The organism is Anaeromyxobacter oryzae (assembly GCF_023169945.1).
GTDB lineage: Bacteria > Myxococcota > Myxococcia > Myxococcales > Anaeromyxobacteraceae > Anaeromyxobacter > Anaeromyxobacter oryzae.
The window spans coordinates 5,443,945-5,463,720 of record NZ_AP025591.1 but is presented as its reverse complement, the minus strand read 5'-3'; the positions used below and the strand labels follow the sequence as shown (position 1 = coordinate 5,463,720).

The window sequence follows — 19,776 nt, the reverse complement described above, 5'->3', positions numbered from 1 at the left end:
TCGTGCGAAACGCCCGGCTCACGTTGCTGCTCCTCGCCCCGGCCCTCGCTACCACCGTGCTGTTCGTGTACCTGTTCATCGCCTGGACCGGGTACGCATCGCTGACCGGCTGGAATCAGATCGCGCCGGCGGAGGGCCTGCTACCGCGCTTCCCGTTCGTCGGCCTGGAGAACTACCGCAGCCTGTTCTCCGCCCGCCGCTTCTGGCCCAACGACGCCTTCAACACGGTGGTGTTCACGGCGGCGTTCGAGTTCGTATGCCTGGGTACGGGGCTCTTCCTGGCCATCCTGCTCGATCGAAAGCTGCGGGGCGGGGCCGTGTTCCGGAACGTCTTCCTGCTCCCGATGTCGCTCTCGTTCGTGGTGACCGGCACGATATGGGCCTGGATCTTCAACCCCACCACCGGGATCAACGAGCTGCTGGAGCCCATCGGCGTGAACGCGGTGCGCCGCTGGCTGCTCGACGTCCGGCTGCTCCTGCCGCTGTGGCACCTGCTCGACGCCCTGCGCGTGAACGTGCTCCGGCCAGGGCTCACCACCGACTCCCGCGCGGCGCTGGGAGCGGTAGTGCTCGCCGCTGCCTGGCAGATGTCGGGCTTCACCATGGCCATGTTCCTGGCCGGCCTGCGGGGCATCTCAGACGAGGTACGCGAGGCGGCGCGGGTGGACGGCGCGAGCGAGGTTCAGCTGTACCGGCACGTCCTAGTCCCCATGCTCAGGCCAGTGGTGGTGAGCGCGGTGGTGATCCTGGGCTACACCTCGCTGAAGATCTTCGACCTCGTCTTCGTCATGACCCGCGGCGGACCGGGAACCGCCACGGACTTTCCGTCCATCTACCTGTTCGACTCCGCGTTCAAGGGGAACCAGTGGGCGCGCGGAGCCGCGGTTGCGATGGTGATGCTGCTCGCTTCGGCCGTGGTGGTGCTCCCCTACCTGCGTCGCGAGCTCCGCGCCGGAGGACGGGCGTGACCGCCGCCCGCCGTTCCCGGCGGATCCGTCCCTCGCGCATCGCCCTCTACGCCGCTCTCTGCGTGCTGACCGCCCTCTTCCTCATACCCGTCTACGTGGCCCTGGCCGGGAGCTTCAAGACGCTCCGTGAGGTGAACACCACCAGCATCTGGAGCCTCCCCAGCGGGCTCCACACCCGCGCCTGGCGCGACGCCCTCACGCCGGCGCTGGAGGGCTCGGGCGGAATCGCCCCGGGCCTCCTGAACAGCCTGCTCATGACGATCCCCGCGGTGGCCATCTCCTCGGCCTGGGGTTCACTCAACGGCTATCTCCTGGACAAATGGCGCTTCCGCGGCTCCGAGGCCGTCTTCGCGTTCCTGCTCTATGGAATGTTCATCCCCTACCAGGCGATCCTCATCCCACTGGTGCAGTTCCTGCAGCGGCTCGGCCTCTATGACACGCTCTTCGGGCTGGCGCTCACGCATGTGGCGTACGGCATCCCCATCACCACGCTCATCTTCCGAAACTACTACGCCGGAGTCCCACGCGAGCTCATCGAAGCCGCCGCGCTCGACGGCGCCGGGATCCTCCGCGGCTACCTGCGCATCGCCCTTCCGCTGTCGGTGCCGGGGTTCGTGGTGGTGGGCATCTGGCAATTCACCAGCATCTGGAACGAGTTCCTGTTCGCGGTGACCCTCACGAGCAATCCGGCCTCGCAGCCCGTCACGGTCGCGCTGCAGAACCTCGCGGGCTCCTTCGCCGCCCTGTACAACGTGCAGATGGCCGGCGCCCTCGTCACGGCGCTCCCCACCATGGTGGTCTTCGCGTTCCTGGGGCGCTATTTCCTCGGCGGGCTGATGGCGGGCTCGCTCAAGGGCTGACGGCCCGGCAAGGCTCGGATCGTTCGAGACACTCGAGCGCCTCATGCTCGCAGCCGGCTCACGGGAGTCGGGTGGCTACGTCGTCGGTCGGGTCCTCATGACCGCGCCCGGCGGAACGGCAGGCGTACCTTCTTCGTGCACCGACCAAGATCGACGGCGTAATGCAGCAGTTCACGTTCGCGTCTCGAACGCCCGTGCTCGTAACGCCGCCCATTCAGTGCTCGACGCCGCCCGTTCATCACGGTGCGCAGACCAGCGTGGACGGATAGGCGGCCACGCGCCGCGAGGTCCCGGCGGGCAGCTTGGCGCGGCGAGACCGAAGCGTCGCCTCGACCAGCGCGCGGTTCGCCTCCTCGCGGTAATGGACGAAGGCCGAAGCCACGTCGCCCGCCTGGTCCGAGGCCATGTCGAGCATCAGGACCGGCTCGGCGCAGGCGGACGGGAAGTCGCCGAGCGCGACCGTCTTGACGCTGGGGTGGCGGAGATTCCGGAAATGCACGCGCCGCGCCCGGAGCTCGTAGACGATCTGCCACTGCGTCGAGTCCTCGAACCGAACCGAGTCCAGGATCGCGAAAGCAGCTGCGACGGGGTCGCCCTCGGAGGCGTCCCGGAGCTCACCCGCGAGCCGTGCGAAACGCGTCAGGGACCCATGGGCATTCCCTGCTGGTCTCGTCAGCACGCGGATCGACGCGGCATAGGAGCTGTTGGTCACGGCGCGCACCGGCATCGCGTCGGCGGTCGAGACCACGAGGGCACCGCGCAGGAACTCCAGCGTTGCGCAGGTGGCCCGCGCATCACACAGGAAGTAGTGAAGCCGGGCGTGGACCGGAGCAACGCGGACCTTTCGCGCCAGCTCGACCGCCTCGGACGTGGTGGAGGCCTGGTCGAGCAGGTACTGCACCAGGCCGAGCTCCGTCACGACCGGCCGCCCATCGGGCTTCTCGTACGCGGTGTCGGGCAGGACGAGCACCTCGACCGCGAGCCCAGCCTCGTTGATGCCGCCGTTCGGTTGCTCGCGCCCGTACTGGTTGAAGGTGAGGCTCGAGAGGCGACTGCTCCAGGCCGCGGGCGTCTGGCCGGGCGACAGCACCAGCGCGCGCTTCTCCATCCCGCGCTTGTTCACGAGCACCAGGCCGCGCTCGTCGTCCCAGTCGTAGCTCTTCCCCATCACCGGACCGGCCGGGCCCTCGCGCAGGAAGGCGCTGCACGGGAGCGCCGGCCGGGCGGCGACGACGAGCAGGACGGCGAGGAAAGTGCGCACGCGGAGACGGTAGCACGCGTACGAGACGCGCTCTGGACACCGCGGACCGACCCCCACAATCAGTGGGCATCATGAGCTCTCGATGGGCGCTCGTGGGCCATCGCGCGCGCCCACGATGGCCCGAAATGTCCTCTCGGAGAGCCCATCGAGAGGACAAGAACCGGCATTCGATTCCCGGCGCCTCCACTTCAAGCTCCCGGAACTCGGGGGCTTTGTCGTTTTCGGGTTTGGTCTCCCGTGGTGCCGCGGCTTTGGCCCCCCACTCCGAGTCGAAGTCGGGCAGGATGGGAAGGTGCGAGGCCGGGTCCGGTTCAAGATCCCCACGTTCATCCCCACGTTCAACAGCACGCAGTACAAGGACTCCTTCATCAACCCGTGATGCTTCGGGCATGACGTGTGCCGCTGGGTGAGCAGCGAGTTCCGCGCCCTAGGGTTCGCTGCCGATGAGGAGCCGGGCCGGGAGGACTGTGGGCTGGTATCTTTCGATTTGAGGCAGACGGGACCGAGCACCTCCTTCTCGTCGGGTTCGAGCCCGGCGACGGCGGGACGCCGGGACCTGGCACGGGGTTTGGAACCCACTCGTCCAGGGTGCGGCATCGTCGTCCCCACGCCCCGAGGCCATCACTCATGGCAAAGTTCCGCGACGCGCAGCCCCACGAACAGCCCACGGTGAAGCCAATGATCGACAAGGCGGCTGCGGCGAACCGGATCCTCCTACTCTCTGCACTTGCCCTGCTCGGCGGTTGCGTGCATTTCCCGCAGACCGCGCAGGAATTCCGCGAGCAGATCCCTGGCGCCACCTTCGGACAGAAGCTGACCATCGAGGCGAAGCGGCCGTTCCGCGACGTCGCGAAGACATTCCAGGCGAAGGCCCCTGAGTGCCTCCAGGTGAGCGTACGCACCGTCTCGCACGCGGGAGGCAGCTACCAGAACATCCTCGCGACGTACAAGCCGACGGTGCTGGTCAACCGGCAGAAGCTCGAGCTGCACGTACAGCGCCATTACCAGGGCGGCGGCGTCATCATTCCCGGCAAGGAGCCCGAGGGCGGGCTGTACCTGCTGGTCGCCGACGCCTTCCCGCTCGACGGCAACCGCACGCGCCTCGACGTCTATGCGCCAACCGTCGGGTCCGACCCGCTCATCCGCGCGATCACCGGCTGGGCCACGGGCGAGAACGTCGGCTGTCCCGACATGACGAAGAACTGACGGGCCCGTGCGCCGCGCAATCGCTCTGCTCTGCGGGCTATGTGCCTGCTCCGGCCTGCGAACGTACCCCACCGTCCCGGGTGGCAACCTGTCGGTTCGGCCGCGCCTGGAGGCCGGGGTAACCGCGGCGCTGCACGTCCACCGGCTTGATGCACAATGCCGCGTCGAATACCTGGGCACGGTGAAGCTCGACGACGCGCAACTGACCCTCGACTTGCCTGCCGGCCAGGCAAGCTACCTCTTGGTGACGTTCGACACCTCGTCGTTCTTCGCCGGCCGCCGCAACACGAGCGCGGCCGCGCTGCTCAACCCCCGCGCCGGCTGGCGCTACGAGCTCGACGTGCGCTACCGCGAGGACATCTACGACGTGGCGCTCTCAGAGGCCGACCCGCACACAGGGCAGCGCCGGGTGCTCGCGCGCCGCGACTTGGACGCTTGCCGCCCCGGGCGGTGATCGCGTAGCGGCCGTAGCGTCGCGCGGCCGTACAGACCGAACTACACCAGGACCCACGACGAGAGCGGCTGCGGCTCAGCGGCATCCTCAAGTCGCTCGAGCTCCGCAACGTGGCGCCACCGACTCGAAGCTCTCGTACGTCGAGTTCCTCGCCCAGCTCGTAGAGGACGAGGTGGAGCGACGCGCCCAGCACAAGCTGAAGATGCGCCTGCGCCGCGCCGCCTTCGATCCGCAGACGACGCTCGAGACCTTCGACTTCTCCACCTGTCCGAAGGTCTCGCAGAAGGAGATCGCCGACCTCGCCACCTGCCGCTTCGTCGAGCAGCACCAGAACGTGTTCTTCGTCGGCCCGTCCGGCGTCGGCAAGAGCCACCTCGCGCAGGCCCTCGGTCACGAGGCGTGCCGGCGGGGGTACGATCTGGCCGAACTGGCACCGAACCCTCGTCGCGACGCAAGCCCCACAGTCACCAACGCTTTTGACTTTCGCCCGCTCGCCCGCCCGTCGCATAAACTTAGAAGGAAGCCCCGGAATCTCCGGGGCTCTTCTTCTTTTCGGACCCCTGGGCCCACAACCCGGGTCCGAAAGGGCATGAGCCCCAGAGCTTACTTCAGATCGCGGAAGTCCAGGGTCATCTGACGGCGCTCGACACGAATCTGCCTCACGCGACCGGCGGTGGGCGCGAGCGGCGTGAGTCGCTCCTTCATCTGCGGCGACGGGAGCGCTCCGAACTGAACGAGCCCCTCGCAGCGGCTCGTGCCCGGACACTCGTACAGCTCGGGAACCGGTCCTTGGGCTTGATCCGTTTCGTGGACACCGACCGAAGGGCGGATACGGTCCGTATTCCGGAGGCTTATTCTTCTCGTACCGTAGGCAACCTACCCTGCGGCCACGTACTCGCGCCGCCGAGCCGTGGCCTCGGCTCGGCCATGCGCGCTCCATCTGCGCTCTCGGCAACTTGAATCGGCTGATATGGTCAGCACCCCGAGTTCACTCACGACGACGCGTCGGGAGTATCGTGCCGTTTCGCTGGCGGACACGGGAGCGTGCGCCAGCGACTCACCGCGGACGTTTGTGCCGACAATCAAGGAGTCCCGATGAGCAGCAGGAGAGCCGCGACACACCAAAAGCGCGCTGAGTCTTTTTGGCGACAGCTAAGACACTCTTGGAAGGTGGTCCTTATTGGGACGTCGATCATTGCTGCCACTGCCGCGATGCTCAAGAACACTTCCGAAGTGTCATCATTTTGGGTTCGCCACTTCACTGCCGCCGGAAGAGCACGGGCTTATCTGAATGAGCGCCACATTAGCGAAACCGAGGAGCAGTTGCTGCGATGCGTTCAGGATGACGATTACGGATGCGTGAAGGCGTTTCTCGATTCCAGGAATATAGCTGTTGGCCGGAGGCGCACGCCGCGACAGGATTCCGCGTTAAGCCGTGCCGCCAAGTTTCGACGGATAGAGATTGCACGCCTTCTCGTTGACGCTGGCGCTCGAACCGGCGATGCGTTCGTTCACCTGATCTCGGAAGACAACGTCTTCGCGGTTAGCCAACTATGCGAATGGGGCATGGACGGAAACGCGCCCGACTCGTTCACCGGGTCGCCTCCCCTCTGCTATCTGACTACGACGTGTGAAGCCACGAACAGCTTGGCTTTTCTAAACGTGATGCGTCTGCGTTGCGGTGTGAAGTTGAATGTGACGTGCCCCTCATCGAATTCTAGTCCTTTAACTCTTGCCGCCCAAACGTGCGGCAGTCCCGATTTCATTCAGGCGCTCGTTCGGTACGCCGCCGCTCCCGATGCCAAGGATCCGTTCGGCAGGAGTGCGCAAGATGGCGCGACTCACCCGTCTCGCATTCGAGCCGTCCACGAGACCGCGAGGCAAAGTGACACCAACGCGCGCGCCCCCTGAGGCGGCGGCGTGAGTAGAGGAGGCGTCGGTCTCGTCCACCCCCTCGCGCCCACAACTCGTGGGCGTCGTAGGCTCTCGATGGGCTGTCATGGGTCATCGCGAGCGCCCACGATGTCCCGAGATGTCCTCTCGGAGAGCCCATCGAGAGGACAAAGACCGGAATTCGATTCTCGGCGCCTCCATCTAGAAGCCCCGGATGTTCCGGGGCTTTTCTTCCTTTCGGTTCCTTGGGCCGCAACCCGGGTCCGAAAGGGCATGAGCCCCAGCGCTCACTTCAAATCGCGGAAGTACCGGGTCATCTGACGGCGCTCGACACGAATCCGCCTCGTGCGACCGGCGGTCGGCGCGAGCAGCGTGAGTCGCTCCTTCATCTGCGGCGACGGGAGGGCTCCGAACTGAACGAGCCCTTCGCAGCGGCTCGTGCCCGGGCACGCGTACAGCTCGAGAACCGGTCCCGGCTTCACTGCACAGCCCGCCGGGAACGCAGCGCACAGCGTGCTGACGATGTCCTGCTCGACGTCCTTGCGGGCAGGGCCGTCGCGAAGCAGGACGTGATCCCCGGTCGCCGCGACGTCGTAGCTCACCGTCAGCTGCGTCGGGGCCTCGTCCCTGACCCGGCCGATCTCGGCCCAGACGGTCGCGTCGATCCTCGCGAGCGCGGCTGCATTCGCCTGGACGAACGATGCCACGGTGAACAGGACTCGACGCGGGTCCTGGATGGCACGATCCGCCTGGTCGCCGTACTGCACGACGTCGACGTAGGTGACGCGCAGCGTGAACGTTCCTACGGAGATCTCGAGGCCAGACGACGAGCTCGCGGTCGCACGATGCGGCCACGCGACCAGGAACGCTGCAAAGACACCGAACCCAGCCGCCAGTCCAACGCGCATCGACCGCCCCCACTCGAACGTGCGAGCCCGCGAGAACGCGACGCGATGCAGACCGCGGCACTGCGGCGAACGCCGCGCGCCAGTATATCGCGCACGCGCACCGTGAACCGCCGGGTGACGCCGCTGGCCAGCGGCACGCGTCGAGGGGCCGGCGAACCGCCGCGAGGCCGCCTCATCGCTTCGAGATCGGTCGCGTGGGGGACGGGAGGATCAGCCGCCCGCGATCGCGCCGAGGATGATCAGGGGCTCGACTCCCTTCGCCACCGCTTCCGGCAGCGGAGCGTCGGGCGGCGCGTGGGACAGGTCGTCCTCGCAGGCGAAGAACCGCAGGAACGGGCGGCGCTCGAGCGTGACGTGCTCGCGGATCGTCCCGCGGAGCGCCGGGTAGCGCGCCTCGAGCGCGTCGAGCGCCGCGCGCAGCGTGACGGGTCCGTCGACCTCGACCGTCACCTCGCCGTGGACGCGCGCCAGCGTGCGTAGGTGCGGCGGGAGCACGATCCGGATCATCTCAGCGCCTGCACCTCGACGGAGAGGACGGCGGGCAGATCGCGCACGATGGGCGCCCAGCTCTCGCCGGCGTTGGCCGAGGCGTAGACCTGCCCGCCGGTGGTGCCGAAATAGACGCCGCAGGGTTCGAGCGCGTCGATTGCCATGGCGTCGCGCAGCACGTTCACGTAGCAGTCCCGCTGCGGAAGGCCTTCCGTGAGCGCCTCCCACTCGCCTCCGCCCGTGCGGCTGCGGTAGACACGGAGGCGTCCCTCGGGAGGGAAGTGCTCGGAGTCGCTCTTGATCGGAACCACGTAGATCGTCTCCGGCTCGTGCGCGTGGACGTCGATCACGAACCCGAAGTCGGACGGCAGGTTGCCGCTCACCTCGCGCCAGGACTCGCCGCCGTCATCGCTGCGCATCACGTCCCAGTGCTTCTGCATGAACAGCACGTTCGGGCGCGAGCGGTGCATGGCGATGCGGTGGACGCAGTGGCCCACCTCGGCGGTGGGCTCCGGGATGTACTCCGAGCGAAGCCCACGGTTGATCGGCTTCCACGCCCGGCCGCCGTCGTCGGAGCGGAATGCGCCCGCGGCCGAGATGGCGACGTACATCCGATCGGCGTCGCTCGGATCGAGCAGAATCGTGTGCAGGCACATCCCACCCGCCCCGGGCTGCCAGCGCGGCCCGGTGCCGTGGCCGCGCAGCCCGGGCAGCTCGTGCCACGTCCGGCCGCCGTCCGTCGTCCGGAACAGCGCCGCGTCCTCCACGCCGGCGTAGACGGTATCGGGGTCGGTGAGCGACGGCTCGAGGTGCCACACGCGCTTGAACTGCCAGGGCCGCTGCGAGCCGTCGTAGTGCTGGTGCGTGGTGAGCGGCTTCCCGGTCTCGGGAGAGGTGTCGTAGACGAACTTGTTGCTCTCGCCCTTGGGCATGCCGTCGGGCGTGGTCGTCGACTCGCCGGGAGGGGTGCCGGGCTGGTGCCACGTCCTGCCGCCGTCGTCCGAACGCTGGATGATTTGCCCGAACCACCCGCTGGTCTGGGACGCGTAGAGCCGGTCCGGATCGGCCGGCGATCCCTTCATGTGATAGACCTCCCAGCCCGCAAAATGTGGGCCGGAGACGTCCCACCGCCGGCGCGTGCCGTCGGAGGTGAGCAGGAACGCTCCCTTGCGCGTACCGACCAGGACTCGCACTCCACCACTCATACGCGTCCCCTTTCCGAGCCGCCGCGCGCGCGGGGCGCTCGTCACGCGCACGGCTCCACGCTTCATGCGGCAGCGCAGTTGCCCGGCCGTCCGTCTCTTGGCGCGAGCGCGTCGTGGCCGCACGGGTTTGACCGGGGAGCGTCCTTCGAATCATCGGGCTCATGCGGGACGCCTCGCCTGCCTCCCCCGTCGGGGCGGCAGGACCGTGGGGCGACCTATCACTGGCACGCGATGGCGACCGTCTTGTCCACGAACTCGACCGGGCCGTCATGGCGCGGGACTCTCGCCGCCGCCACGGGGCTGGTGAGGACGGTCGCGAAGACGCAGCCGCTCCCCGGGGTCGTCTCGACGACGCCGACTCGGAGCGTCCCCGCATCGAGCGCGGCGTCAGGGATGGTGATGTCGTAGCCAGTGGAGCCACGCGTCCCAGTCGCCGCGACGACGACCATGTCCGCGCCGAAATCCACCGGAGGCAGCGGCGACGTGGACGCGCTGCCGTGAATCAGCGCCCAGGTGCTGGCCCACTCCTCCTGGGAGCGGATGACCAGTCTCGCAGGCTCCGTGAAACCGGAGCCGCTGGCCCGAGCAGGGGCCGGGGGAGGCGCTCCGCTGGTCCTGATCTCGGTCACCGCCACCGCCGTCCCGGGAAGGTCAACGTGGAGCGAGCTTTGCGGGTGGTCGGCTCCGCAAGCGAGAACGACTGCCGCGGCGGGCAGGATGGCCAGGAAGGTCTTCATGTAGTCAGGCTATCACTCCGACAGTCAAACGGCGGTGCGAGCTGCGCCCCCCGGGTCTGATCGCGCGCGGGTCCCATCTGACGGTGGACCTACGAGCCCGTCGCCGGAGCGGCGCGGTAGACTGGGGCGGAGGGAACCGATGAAGCTGGAGTACTTGGACCAGGCGACCCCCAACCGAAAGCCGACGTTGTTGCTCTACGGCGGTGGCGCCGACGTGGTCCGCGCACTCGCCGAGGCGCTCTCCAGCCTCACGGAGCAGGGGGTCGATCTTTCGACGTTCCCCGGCGTCGAAGCCGTCGATCAGTGCCGGGTCCTCGTGCAGCGGTCGAAGCGGGAGACCGGGATCCGGCGCACGGGGCGGAACGCATTCACGTGGCGCCTCACCAAGGACTCTCTGGATTACGTGCTCGGGCTCTTGGAGCCGTTCATGGAACCCTCGACCGAGAACGGCTTTCAGTGGTTGGAGGAGTACGGCGAGATCGACTTCATCGTCTCGCGGGGGCGGTACTGCTGATTCACATGCGCCTCTTTCTTCCAGAACCGATCTTCTGGGCGTCCGCGATGCACCGGGTCCTCCGATTGCTCGGGCTCTCGCGGAGGATTGCCTACAGGGTGATCGTGCGCGCGGAGCCCGTGTGGTTCAAGGACGTTCCGACCATCTGCGCGCTCGACACATTGAATCGGCTGAAATGGTCAGCGCCCCGGACATGCCGGACTCCGCTTCGAGCGTGAACGCGAACCTTCAAGGCTACGTGGCCGCTGGCTACTTCGTGTCTCGCTGGACCGGCGCCCACGACTGCACCGGCACAAAGCTGCGCCGCGTGTCCATGGCGCACGACCATTCGCAACGCCGCTTCTTCCCCGAGACCTGGGCGCTGTCGTGGTGCAACGAAGCGCGAGAGCGGCGGATCGGGGAAGCGGCGATGTTCGGGATCGCCGAAGCCGAGCTCGACCAGGTGATGAGCTGGGCGGACGCTGCCTTCGGCTCGGTGTTCGGCGCGTGGGATCTGTTCTTCGACCTGGACGATGCCCGCGCCGCTGCGCGGTCGTTCCTGCGCAACGCGGCCGATCTCGAGCTCTGGGGAGTCGGCCTGCACCAGACACTCGTGAGCACGTTCTGCCAGAAGTCCGCACCATCCGCGCCGAAGGCCGGTCACGAACCCCTCCCCACCGCACTCCATCGCGCGATCTGCATGCGCCCTTCACCGCTCGTGGGAGGGGGCATTCCGCTGGGACACGAGGTCCTCGTCGCCTCCGTCGGCTGCACCTTTAACAGCCCAGAGTCGCTCCACATCGACGAGGGAGAGCTCCTGCGAGATGCGAGCGTCGTTCGGAACGCCGATGGCCTCATCGACTCGCTCGATGACGCGCTCGCGTGCTGCCGGCTGCTCGAGCCCGCAGCATCGGACGCGCGGGGCGAGAGTGAGCTGTGGCTGCCATGGTTGATCGCTCGATACGCGCCCTGAGCGCGTTGACGCGCGTCGCCTGCTCCTCGCGGAGTACGCCCGACAGCGCGACGCCCTGTCCCCTCTCCGTGAAGACGTCGTCGGGCGAGGCCGCCAACACGGAGTGCGTCCACATCACCGACTACTCGGAAAACCTCGGGGAGGAAGGCCTCGAGGTCACCGCATGGCTCAGCCAATGGTCTGACTTCGAGCGGCTGGTTCCGGAGCCAGGCCAAACCGTCCACCTCGAGGAAACATCGCAGTAGCGGTCCTTGATTTGGACGCGACGCGCCCCGCAGCCTCGGATGAAGAAACCCGAATCGCGAGCCGGAGGTGTCGCGGATTCGTCACCGGCGCGGGCCGAGTACGCGAATAGGGAACTGGGCCACCACCTCCACGTACGTGCGGTAGCCGGCAGGCTCCTTTGGCCCGCACGCGAGCATCAGGCCTTTCAGCGTCACGAACTTGACCTCCGGGCGCACCTTGATCAGGACGGCGCGCGAAGGTGGCGTATTCGTGTCCAGCGCCTCTCTCACTTCGTGTCGGGTCCTCTCGTCGAGGCTCTCTGCAGATCGCCACTCGCGGACGTACACGCCGTTGGCCGTCTCGAGAACGATCCGCGAATAACCCGCCCCGTCGTCGTGGAGCCAGAGGCTAAGAGCGTCCTTCGGGGCGCGCTCGGCGTCTGTGCGCGAGCGCTCCTCGGCGGGTCCGGCTCCCTGGCTCAGGCTCCACGTAGGCGCGGCAGCCACCGCGATCAGAAGGAAGAGCAGGAGCGTCGCGACCATCGACGGCCACGGACGCTGCGGCGACAAGCTCCGGCCGGGTGCCTCTACGAGAGCCATCGACTCCCCCAGCGTGGGTCGAAAACCTCAGAAGATCGACATTCCCAGGCTACGACATCCACTTCCTCCATCCCAGGCGATTGCCCTGCCGCCCGTGCGGAGGGACGGGTGGGTAGTCCGGTCGTGGTGGGCCCCGTCTCCCCCACCGGGAGCATGACGATGGGAAACCGCACGCATCTTGGGCTCGTCCCCCGTCCTCTGCCTCTGCCCGACGGCTCGGCGCGGACGGGTACTCGTGGTCGTGGGGCGTCGCCGTGAGTGGCGCGAAGAGCTCGTCGCCGCGCTTCCTCTCGTCGAGGTTCGGCCCAGCACCGAGGTCCAAGAATCACCTCTGTCGCCCGTCACTGTCGTGGCGGTTGTTGCCTGTGCCCCATTCACTGGATATGAGATCGTCATGCCGGACTTTGACGCCGCCAGATACAAGCAAACGCAGCATGATCAATGGAACAAGGACGGAGCCGCCTGGCATCGATGGGGACCGACCCTGGAGAACTGGTTCGCAGAGGTGACCGCGACGATGCTCGATCTCGCGGGGATAACCCACGGCGACCGTGTCCTGGACATCGCCGCTGGCGCCGGCGAGCCGGCGCTCAGCGCCGCTGAACGGGTCGGAGCGAGTGGCTACGTGCTGGCGACCGATCTTTCCGAGAACATCATCGCGTTCGCCCGACAGACCGCCGAACAGCGCGGCATGCGGAATTTCGAAACCCGCGTGATGGACGGTGAAAACCCCGATTTGCCCGGCGCTTCATTCGATGCCATCCTGTGTCGCTATGGCTTGATGTATATGCCCGACCGCCATCGCGCTCTCTCTGAATGGTATCGGGTGCTGAGACCCACCGGAAGGGTGGTCGTCGCTGTCTACACGGCGCCAGAGAAGAACGATTGGGGTTCGACGCCACTTTCGGTGATTCGCGGACGTGCCCAGCTTCCGCCGCCCGCTCCGGGGCAGCCGGGACCGTTCAGCCTCGGCGCGGATGGCGTCTTGCGGGACGCGCTGGACCGAGCCGGGTTCGGCAACGTCGTGACGCGCGTTGTTTCCACACCGTTACGGATGCCATCCGCCAGACACTGCATTCGGTTCCAGCGCGAATCGTTCGGTGGGTTCAATCACATGATGGCGCATCTCTCGACGCAGGAGCGTGAGTCGATCTGGGATGAGGTTGAGGAAGTCATGAAACGGTACGAAAGCCCGGACGGATTCGTTGCCCCGTGCGAGTCGCTCGTCGCGGTGGGCTACAAACCGTAGGACTCGCCATTCGCCAGGCGATGGATCTCATCGACGGTGGGATGCCACTGCGTGGGGTTCGCGCACTGCGTCCACTGCGGTCAGCTCACATGATACGACAAGTTCACCCGCGCCCGACCGGCCTCGCGCTCCTGCACCACTCGCTATACGAGCCGACGTACAGGGACGCGCCGTCGAGCTCTGCAATTTCGAGGGCCAGAAGCGTGTGACACGCCGTTACGCCCGAGCCGCAGTGCACCACGACTCTCGCGGGAGGTGTCCCGCCAAGTACGGCCAGGTATTTCTCCCGGAGCGCCGCCGACGACTTGAACCTTCCGTCCGGCTCGAGATTTTCGGCGAACGGCAGATTCACCGTTCCGGGAATCCGGCCGGCCACCGGATCGAGAGTCTCCACTTCTCCGCGCCAGCGCTCTCGGGCTCGAACGTCGAGCACCTTCCAGCTCGGATCCTGCAAGACCTGTTCAAGATCTGCGATCCCGACCCTCGGCCGCTGCCAGTTACCGCAGGGATAGGCGGCGCGTTGTGCCGGCGAAGACGGATCCTCGGTGACAAGTTGCAGGCCAGCACGCAGCGCCGACTCGAGGCCACCGTCCAGCACGCAGACGCGCTCATGGCCAACTGCGCGCAGCATCCACCACATCCGCGCCGCGGCATTACTCCCGTTCGCGGCGTCGTAGATCACGACCGTCGTCTCGGGACCCACTCCCCAGGCGCCCAGCAGGGCGGTCCACGCAGCCAGCGATGGCAGCGGATGTCGGCCACCCATCGCGGGATTGAAGCTCGGCTCGGAGGCGCTGCTGAGGTGAACGTTCAGATCGGCATGGAGGGCACCCGGCACGTGACCAGCTGTGTATGCCGTGCGACCCGGGCGTGCGTCGAACACGCGAAAGGCCGGCAGACGGGCGACCAACTCTTCCCCTGAAATGAGCGGCATGCTCGGTTCTTACCACGGTCGCCGCCCGAGGGTCCGCGCCTGGCGATGGACGCCGATCACGCGGCGCGGCGCGGCGTGGCGCGGATGCGGTACGTCGGTCGACTCGACCGATCACCGCTGTGACAGCGCTGATCAGTTCCCATGAGCCCCGTATCCGTAGCGCCTGAACCCGACGGAAGACTAGAACCTTGCGCGACAGCAGCAGCCGCTGAAGCGAACGGCCCCATTGGAATAAGGACGATGCTGATGGATGTCGATTCCGGAATACGCCGCGGCCACCAAGCGGTAGCGACAAGCCGTCGATGGCCGAACCCCTGCCGTCGTGGTCCTGACGCCGGCTAGCCGTGCTTGACTACCCCATCGCCGGGAGTGTTGCGTAATGCGACCGCTTCGGTATTACATCAACGTCACATTGGACGGGTGCTGCGATCATCGTGCAATGTTGGTGGACGAAGACCTGCATCGTCACGCGACCGAGAACCTCGTCCGGGCCGATGCCCTCCTCTTCGGCCGGGTGACGTACGAGATGATGGAGGCAGCGTGGCGGCCGTCGGCGCCGACGGCAGCGAGGCCTGCCTGGATGGAACCCTTCGCCCGGACGATCGACGCGGCAAAGAAGTACGTCGTGTCGAGCACCCTGGACCGGGTCGATTGGAACGCGGAGCTCGTGCGCGGGGATCTGGGGAAGGCCGTTCAGCAGCTCAAGCGGGAGTCGGGTAAGGGACTGTTGGTGGGAGGCGTGAAGCTTCCGCTGGCGTTGACGGAGCTGGGATTGATCGATGAGTACGAGTTCGTGGTGCAGCCGAGGCTAGCGGGCCACGGGCCGACGTTGTTGGCGGGGCTATCGAAGCATGTCGATCTGAGGCTCGTGAGCCGGTTGGAGTTCGGCTCGGGGGCGGTGGCGATGCGGTATGAGCCGAGAAGGTAGCCGTCGGCCTCGCCAGCCCGAGTCGGCCGCATCACGAAATTCAAAGGAAGCTCTGCAGGGAGCTGCTCGGTGAGATGGACGCTTGCAGCGGCCGCGCTCGCACCCCGGTCCCATCCGGAAGCCTACACGGCCCGGCACGATGAGCGGGGGATGGCCCGATGCGTGGTATTCATGCGCCCTTCACCGGAGTCGCCCGCGATCGAGGCGACAGGAGCGACGGCGATGGATTTCGTGCAGCCCACCCTGACGACCTGGTTCGAGATCCAGACGAAGGACCACGACATGACGGCCCGGGTTCTCGCCGCCGCCGCGAGGGCCTTCGCGGAGCCGTTGCCGCCGACGTCCGGATTCGTCGCCGACCTTCGCGACTACCTCGTGGGCTTCGTCCAGGGGTGGCATCACCAGAAGGAGGAGCGGGCCGTCTTTCCGCGCCTCGCCCAGCGGGCAGCCCAGGCGGAGGGCGGTCTCGTGGCCGCGATGGTGACCGAGCACGCGCAGGCGCGGGAGCTGGTGAGCCGGTTCGATGCGGCGGCGAAGGCATACATCGACGGCGCGCGCGACCGGATCGGCGAGCTCGTCGAGACCTTCCGTGCGTACGCGTCCTTCGACGAGCGGCACCGCCGGAAGGAGAGCGACGTCCTGTACCCACTCGCGAACCGGCTCTTCTCGCCAGAGGACGCCGAGGACGTCCTCGAGGAGATCGCGGAGATGGAAAGGGATCTCGGGTGGGGGACGCGCGAGCGATACTGGAACCTGGCGGCGGAGATCGTCTCGCGCGTGGAGCTGAAGGACCTCTCCTGGGGGCTGAAGCCCGAGGTGCTCGCGGCGATCCTCAACACGCTCCCCATTCAGCTCACCTTCGTCGATCAGGACGATCGCGTCCGGTACTTCAGCCACGAGCGCGGCGCGCAGATCGTCGACCGGTCCCGCGGCGTCATCGGCAAGGAGGTTCAGCGCTGCCATCCGCAGAAGAGCTTCAGCCTGGTCGAAGAGATCCTGGGCGATTTCAAGGCGGGGCGCCGCGAGCTGGTCGAGTTCTGGTTCGACATGGGGCCGCGAAAGATTCACGTCCGCTACTGGCCGGTCCGCGATGAGGGCGGCAAGTACCTCGGCTGCCTCGAGACGGTGCAGGACGTCACCGCGATCCAGAAGCTGACCGGCCAGAATCGGCTGCTCGATCCCGTTGGCTGAACGCGGTGGGCACGCAGCGTCTTCTCAATACTCGCCTTTGATCACGAAGAACGAGCCGCGGATGGTGCCGGCGAGCTTCGACTTCTGCTTCGCGAATTTGAAGCGAGGCGCGAGCTCGGGCGGGACTTCCATCCCGTCGGAGAGCTTGAAGCCGACGGCGCGCTTCTTCTTGTCGTCGATCGTGTACATCACGTTGATCGAGAGCCCGCTCTCGTAGAACACGTACGCAATTCGGATGTTCTCGACCTGAAATGCCGTCGCCTCGAGTGGGCGGGACTGAATGATGAGGTCGCGCTCCTGCTTCAGAATCCGGTGCACCCATTCGATCGTCTTCTGGGCCTTGTCCGCGGGCTCGACCACGAAGTCGTGGTCATACTTGTTCTTGAAGTAGCGGGCCTCGTTGGCACGCAAACCCGCGAGCGCGGCCGCCACTGGCGACGACTCGAGCCCGATGGTCGACACGTTCGTGAAATCCACCTCGTAGGTCATGACCGCAAGCTACGTCGGGCTGAACCCGAAGCCTAGATGCGTCTTCGTCGAAGTCGCCACGAAGCGCAGCGCTCGCGTGCCCCGAGCGTCTCGTGGTCACCGCCCTATCGTGGCGATCTAAGTGCCGATCCGCCCGTACTCCGGCTTCCCGACGCGCTCGAACCGGTGGCTCCTCCCCTTCCCGCTCGCCAGCTCGCTCACCGCTCACGCGCTCGTCGCCAGCGTGCTCTGCCATTCCGTGGTGCAGCGTCGAGAACGGAGCCAGAGTCACGCCTCGCGCAACCACCTTGCGCCCGACGCGTCGATTTCCAGGTACGGCTCCCGTGAGCCTCCGCTGGGATCGCGCCGCCGCGCGCCGAGCGGTAGAAGACCACGCATGCTCGCCGTCCGTTACGACGCCTTCCGCGCTCCGCTCCGCCTGCTCGAGCTCCCGGATCCCGCCCCGGAACCGCACGGCGTCGTCGTCCGCGTCATGGCCACCGGCGTCTGCCGGAGCGACTGGCACGGCTGGATGGGGCACGACCCGGACATCCGGCTCCCGCACGTCCCAGGCCACGAGCTGGCCGGCGTCGTGGAGGCGGCGGGCCCCGGGGTGACGCGGTGGCGGCCGGGCGACCGCGTCACCGTCCCGTTCGTGTGCGGGTGCGGCACCTGCCGCGAGTGCCGCACCGGGAACCACCAGGTCTGCGAGGCGCAGTTCCAGCCGGGTTTCACGCACTGGGGCTCCTTCGCGCGCTACGTCTCGATCCACCATGCCGACGTCAACCTGGTGCGCCTGCCGGACGCGCTCGACTTCACGACCGCGGCGAGCCTCGGCTGCCGCTACGCCACCTCGTTCCGAGCGGTGGCGGATCAGGGTCGGGCAGGCCCGGGCGAGTGGGTGGCGGTGCACGGCTGCGGCGGCGTGGGCCTCTCCGCCGTCCAGATCGCCGCGGCGCTCGGAGCGCAGGTCGTGGCGGTGGACATCGCCGACGACAAGCTCGCCTTCGCGCGCTCGCTCGGCGCAGCGGTCACGGTGAACGCGCGCGCGGTCCCGAGCGTGGTGGACGCCGTGGTCGAGGCCACCGGCGGGGGCGCGCACCTCTCCCTCGACGCGCTCGGGCACCCATCGACCTGCTTCGACTCCGTCGCCTGCCTCCGCCGGCGCGGGCGTCACGTTCAGATCGGGCTCATGCTCGACGAGCACGCCACGCCTCGCATCCCCATGGCCAAGGTCATCGCCCACGAGCTGGAGCTCCGCGGCAGCCACGGCATGCAGGCGCACCGCTATGGCGAGATGCTCGCCATGATCGCGTCGGGCCGCCTCGCGCCGGCGCGGCTGGTCGGCCGGACGATCACCCTGGCGCAGTCCGTCGAGGCGCTCACCTCGATGGATCGCTTCGAGGGCGTCGGCGTCACCGTCGTCATCGAGCCCTGACGGCCTTCGATGTGATCGCAGCGCCCCCGACGCCGGCATCGGGGGCGCTGCAGCATCCTGTCCACGCAAGGGACGCGTGGAGGACCTCCCGGGCGCCTAGCCGGCCAGGTCGTCGCTGACCATCACGATCGTCGGCGGCCCGCCGGTGCTGATGGAGCTCGCGTGCTGGAGCGCCTCGGCGGCGCCCGGCGAGCTGGCGCACTCGAGCAGCGCGTCGAGGCTGGGGAACGTGACGTCCGAGATGGCGTAGTAGGGCGCTCGCTTACCGTCGGCCGACACGACGCGCTGGCTGACCACGCCGGTCGCGCCTCCCAGGCGAGGTCCTGCGTACGGCAGGTGCTCCTCGCGGTAGACGCGGTCGAAGGCCGCGGCGTTCTTCGGGTGGGGGTACATGATGAGTAGATGGGCTGACATCCTGGCTTCCTCCTGCGCCGGGGAATCCGGCGCGCGAGGACTGGTTAGCCAGGTGCCGCCGGCGCGTCCGGTACGGAATTCGTACCGGTTCGCGAACGCGCGGCACGGGCCGCCCGCCGGCACGGAATCCACCAGCCCAGGCCTGCGGGCCCGACTAGGCTACCGGCATGACGAGCTACGGTCAGTTCTGCTCCATCGCGCGCACGCTGGACGTCCTGGGCGAGCGCTGGTCGATCCTCATCGTCCGCGAGCTGCTGAGCGGGAGTCGCCGCTTCAGCGAGATCCAGCGAGGCATCCCGCGCATCTCTCGAACCATGCTCTCCGCCCGCCTGCGCGAGCTGGCCGATCTGCACGTCCTCGTCCGTCACGACGAGGACGGGCCGACGTACTCGCTGACCGAATCGGGCCGGGAGCTGGGCAACGTCGTTCGTGAGCTGGGGGTGTGGGGGCAGCGCTGGTTGCCACGCACGCTCCCGCCCGAGCAGCTCGACGCCGATCTGTTGCTCTGGGACATGCACCGGCGCGTGCGACCCTCGGCGCTCCCCAGCTCACCGTTCCTCGTCCGCCTCGAGATCCCCGACGCCGGCCGCACCGGCGCAGTTCGCTACCTCCTCCTCCGCGCCAGCGAGGTCTCACTCTGCGCGGAGAACCCCGGATTCCCGGAGCGGCTCGTGATCCGCTCCGGCTTGCGGACCCTGGTTGCGTGGTGGCGGGGCGACCTCAGCCTGGCGAAGGCGCGCCGCGAGGGGATGAGGATCGAGGTTCGGCACGGCCGGATTCGGGACCTGGAGCGCTGGTTCGAGCGGTACCTGTTCGCAGATGTCCCGCCGGCGAACGCCGCGGCGGGGTGAACTTCGGCCGTCGCGCGCGGCGATCGCGCGGC

Annotated in this window: 21 protein-coding genes and 1 pseudogene; 13 read left to right on the top strand and 9 right to left on the bottom strand. The window is 67.6% G+C overall.

Going from position 1 to position 19,776, the window contains the following annotated elements; all coding sequences use genetic code 11:
- Positions 1 to 2 precede the first annotated feature (2 nt).
- On the top strand, positions 3 to 968 hold the full coding sequence (locus tag AMOR_RS23750) for a carbohydrate ABC transporter permease (RefSeq protein WP_248354817.1): 966 nt from the start codon (positions 3 to 5) through the stop codon (positions 966 to 968).
- Positions 965 to 1,828 (top strand): carbohydrate ABC transporter permease, encoded by an 864-nt coding sequence (locus AMOR_RS23745; RefSeq protein ID WP_248354815.1) that lies wholly within the window; start codon positions 965 to 967, stop codon positions 1,826 to 1,828. Before AMOR_RS23750 ends, AMOR_RS23745 begins: the two co-directional genes overlap by 4 nt.
- A gap of 238 nt (positions 1,829 to 2,066) precedes the next feature.
- Here the strand turns inward: AMOR_RS23745 and AMOR_RS23740 are convergent, their stop codons facing one another.
- Entirely contained in the window at positions 2,067 to 3,089 is a 1,023-nt protein-coding gene (locus AMOR_RS23740) for a carcinine hydrolase/isopenicillin-N N-acyltransferase family protein (protein ID WP_248354814.1), read from the bottom strand.
- Positions 3,090 to 3,716: 627 nt separating this feature from the next.
- Between AMOR_RS23740 and AMOR_RS23735 the strand changes: the two genes are divergently transcribed.
- From AMOR_RS23735 to AMOR_RS23725, 3 genes and pseudogenes are all read left to right on the top strand, one after another.
- A complete protein-coding gene (locus tag AMOR_RS23735) occupies positions 3,717 to 4,295 on the top strand; it encodes a hypothetical protein (RefSeq protein ID WP_248354812.1) in 579 nt (192 codons plus the stop codon).
- A 7-nt stretch (positions 4,296 to 4,302) separates the two neighbouring features.
- Entirely contained in the window at positions 4,303 to 4,749 is a 447-nt protein-coding gene (locus AMOR_RS23730) for a hypothetical protein (RefSeq protein WP_248354810.1), read from the top strand.
- 169 nt (positions 4,750 to 4,918) lie between these two features.
- Positions 4,919 to 5,386, top strand: a pseudogene (locus tag AMOR_RS23725) (ATP-binding protein); the annotation flags it as partial.
- A gap of 1,543 nt (positions 5,387 to 6,929) precedes the next feature.
- Here AMOR_RS23725 and AMOR_RS23720 read toward each other — a convergent pair.
- The 4 genes from AMOR_RS23720 to AMOR_RS23705 all read right to left on the bottom strand — a co-directional run bounded on the left by AMOR_RS23720 (position 6,930) and on the right by AMOR_RS23705 (position 9,981).
- Positions 6,930 to 7,409, bottom strand: a complete 480-nt coding sequence (locus AMOR_RS23720; protein ID WP_248354809.1) for a hypothetical protein — start codon at positions 7,407 to 7,409, stop codon at positions 6,930 to 6,932.
- Positions 7,410 to 7,760: 351 nt separating this feature from the next.
- The gene (locus AMOR_RS23715) at positions 7,761 to 8,057 is read right to left on the bottom strand and encodes a MoaD/ThiS family protein (protein WP_248354807.1); all 297 of its coding nucleotides are present in this window, start codon (positions 8,055 to 8,057) and stop codon (positions 7,761 to 7,763) included.
- Positions 8,054 to 9,232 carry a sialidase family protein gene (locus AMOR_RS23710; protein ID WP_248354805.1) on the bottom strand — a complete coding sequence of 393 codons (1,179 nt, stop codon included), beginning with the start codon at positions 9,230 to 9,232 and terminating at the stop codon, positions 8,054 to 8,056. The genes AMOR_RS23715 and AMOR_RS23710 overlap by 4 nt, the downstream gene beginning before the upstream one ends.
- A 230-nt stretch (positions 9,233 to 9,462) precedes the next feature.
- The gene (locus AMOR_RS23705) at positions 9,463 to 9,981 is read right to left on the bottom strand and encodes a protease complex subunit PrcB family protein (RefSeq protein ID WP_248354803.1); all 519 of its coding nucleotides are present in this window, start codon (positions 9,979 to 9,981) and stop codon (positions 9,463 to 9,465) included.
- Positions 9,982 to 10,120: 139 nt separating this feature from the next.
- Between AMOR_RS23705 and AMOR_RS23700 the strand changes: the two genes are divergently transcribed.
- From AMOR_RS23700 to AMOR_RS23690, 3 genes are all read left to right on the top strand, one after another.
- Complete coding sequence (locus AMOR_RS23700; RefSeq protein WP_248354801.1) at positions 10,121 to 10,495, top strand: hypothetical protein; 375 nt, start codon at positions 10,121 to 10,123, stop codon at positions 10,493 to 10,495.
- 175 nt (positions 10,496 to 10,670) lie between these two features.
- The gene (locus AMOR_RS23695) at positions 10,671 to 11,447 is read left to right on the top strand and encodes a hypothetical protein (RefSeq protein ID WP_248354799.1); all 777 of its coding nucleotides are present in this window, start codon (positions 10,671 to 10,673) and stop codon (positions 11,445 to 11,447) included.
- Positions 11,420 to 11,692 (top strand): hypothetical protein, encoded by a 273-nt coding sequence (locus AMOR_RS23690; protein WP_248354797.1) that lies wholly within the window; start codon positions 11,420 to 11,422, stop codon positions 11,690 to 11,692. The genes AMOR_RS23695 and AMOR_RS23690 overlap by 28 nt, the downstream gene beginning before the upstream one ends.
- Before the next feature lie 81 nt (positions 11,693 to 11,773).
- On the opposite strand, the gene AMOR_RS23685 is transcribed toward AMOR_RS23690, so the two are convergent.
- A complete protein-coding gene (locus tag AMOR_RS23685) occupies positions 11,774 to 12,214 on the bottom strand; it encodes a hypothetical protein (RefSeq protein ID WP_248354795.1) in 441 nt (146 codons plus the stop codon).
- Between the two features lie 451 nt (positions 12,215 to 12,665).
- On the opposite strand from AMOR_RS23685, the gene AMOR_RS23680 reads away from it, so the two are divergent.
- A complete protein-coding gene (locus AMOR_RS23680) occupies positions 12,666 to 13,520 on the top strand; it encodes a class I SAM-dependent methyltransferase (protein WP_248354794.1) in 855 nt (284 codons plus the stop codon).
- A gap of 103 nt (positions 13,521 to 13,623) precedes the next feature.
- On the opposite strand, the gene AMOR_RS23675 is transcribed toward AMOR_RS23680, so the two are convergent.
- The gene (locus AMOR_RS23675) at positions 13,624 to 14,454 is read right to left on the bottom strand and encodes a sulfurtransferase (protein ID WP_248354792.1); all 831 of its coding nucleotides are present in this window, start codon (positions 14,452 to 14,454) and stop codon (positions 13,624 to 13,626) included.
- Positions 14,455 to 14,893: 439 nt separating this feature from the next.
- Between AMOR_RS23675 and AMOR_RS23670 the strand changes: the two genes are divergently transcribed.
- Complete coding sequence (locus AMOR_RS23670; RefSeq protein WP_248354790.1) at positions 14,894 to 15,382, top strand: dihydrofolate reductase family protein; 489 nt, start codon at positions 14,894 to 14,896, stop codon at positions 15,380 to 15,382.
- Positions 15,383 to 15,604: 222 nt separating this feature from the next.
- Complete coding sequence (locus AMOR_RS23665; RefSeq protein WP_248354788.1) at positions 15,605 to 16,573, top strand: PAS domain-containing protein; 969 nt, start codon at positions 15,605 to 15,607, stop codon at positions 16,571 to 16,573.
- A gap of 24 nt (positions 16,574 to 16,597) precedes the next feature.
- On the opposite strand, the gene AMOR_RS23660 is transcribed toward AMOR_RS23665, so the two are convergent.
- The gene (locus tag AMOR_RS23660) at positions 16,598 to 17,062 is read right to left on the bottom strand and encodes a hypothetical protein (RefSeq protein ID WP_248354786.1); all 465 of its coding nucleotides are present in this window, start codon (positions 17,060 to 17,062) and stop codon (positions 16,598 to 16,600) included.
- Between the two features lie 376 nt (positions 17,063 to 17,438).
- Between AMOR_RS23660 and AMOR_RS23655 the strand changes: the two genes are divergently transcribed.
- Positions 17,439 to 18,479, top strand: coding sequence for a zinc-dependent alcohol dehydrogenase family protein (locus tag AMOR_RS23655; protein WP_248354784.1), 1,041 nt, complete (start codon positions 17,439 to 17,441; stop codon positions 18,477 to 18,479).
- Between the two features lie 96 nt (positions 18,480 to 18,575).
- Here the strand turns inward: AMOR_RS23655 and AMOR_RS23650 are convergent, their stop codons facing one another.
- Complete coding sequence (locus AMOR_RS23650; protein ID WP_248354782.1) at positions 18,576 to 18,893, bottom strand: EthD family reductase; 318 nt, start codon at positions 18,891 to 18,893, stop codon at positions 18,576 to 18,578.
- A 167-nt stretch (positions 18,894 to 19,060) separates the two neighbouring features.
- Between AMOR_RS23650 and AMOR_RS23645 the strand changes: the two genes are divergently transcribed.
- Positions 19,061 to 19,744 carry a winged helix-turn-helix transcriptional regulator gene (locus tag AMOR_RS23645; protein WP_248354781.1) on the top strand — a complete coding sequence of 228 codons (684 nt, stop codon included), beginning with the start codon at positions 19,061 to 19,063 and terminating at the stop codon, positions 19,742 to 19,744.
- Positions 19,745 to 19,776 lie beyond the last annotated feature (32 nt).

Coding starts and splice junctions, on each gene's coding strand:
- AMOR_RS23735 (WP_248354812.1), top strand. CDS start 3,717: ATGGCAAAGTTCCGCGACGCGCAGCCCCACGAACAGCCCACGGTGAAG.
- AMOR_RS23715 (WP_248354807.1), bottom strand. CDS start 8,057: ATGATCCGGATCGTGCTCCCGCCGCACCTACGCACGCTGGCGCGCGTC.
- AMOR_RS23705 (WP_248354803.1), bottom strand. CDS start 9,981: ATGAAGACCTTCCTGGCCATCCTGCCCGCCGCGGCAGTCGTTCTCGCT.
- AMOR_RS23700 (WP_248354801.1), top strand. CDS start 10,121: ATGAAGCTGGAGTACTTGGACCAGGCGACCCCCAACCGAAAGCCGACG.
- AMOR_RS23695 (WP_248354799.1), top strand. CDS start 10,671: ATGGTCAGCGCCCCGGACATGCCGGACTCCGCTTCGAGCGTGAACGCG.
- AMOR_RS23690 (WP_248354797.1), top strand. CDS start 11,420: ATGGTTGATCGCTCGATACGCGCCCTGAGCGCGTTGACGCGCGTCGCC.
- AMOR_RS23685 (WP_248354795.1), bottom strand. CDS start 12,214: ATGGTCGCGACGCTCCTGCTCTTCCTTCTGATCGCGGTGGCTGCCGCG.
- AMOR_RS23680 (WP_248354794.1), top strand. CDS start 12,666: ATGCCGGACTTTGACGCCGCCAGATACAAGCAAACGCAGCATGATCAA.
- AMOR_RS23675 (WP_248354792.1), bottom strand. CDS start 14,454: ATGCCGCTCATTTCAGGGGAAGAGTTGGTCGCCCGTCTGCCGGCCTTT.
- AMOR_RS23670 (WP_248354790.1), top strand. CDS start 14,894: ATGTTGGTGGACGAAGACCTGCATCGTCACGCGACCGAGAACCTCGTC.
- AMOR_RS23665 (WP_248354788.1), top strand. CDS start 15,605: ATGGATTTCGTGCAGCCCACCCTGACGACCTGGTTCGAGATCCAGACG.
- AMOR_RS23660 (WP_248354786.1), bottom strand. CDS start 17,062: ATGACCTACGAGGTGGATTTCACGAACGTGTCGACCATCGGGCTCGAG.
- AMOR_RS23655 (WP_248354784.1), top strand. CDS start 17,439: ATGCTCGCCGTCCGTTACGACGCCTTCCGCGCTCCGCTCCGCCTGCTC.
- AMOR_RS23650 (WP_248354782.1), bottom strand. CDS start 18,893: ATGTCAGCCCATCTACTCATCATGTACCCCCACCCGAAGAACGCCGCG.
- AMOR_RS23645 (WP_248354781.1), top strand. CDS start 19,061: ATGACGAGCTACGGTCAGTTCTGCTCCATCGCGCGCACGCTGGACGTC.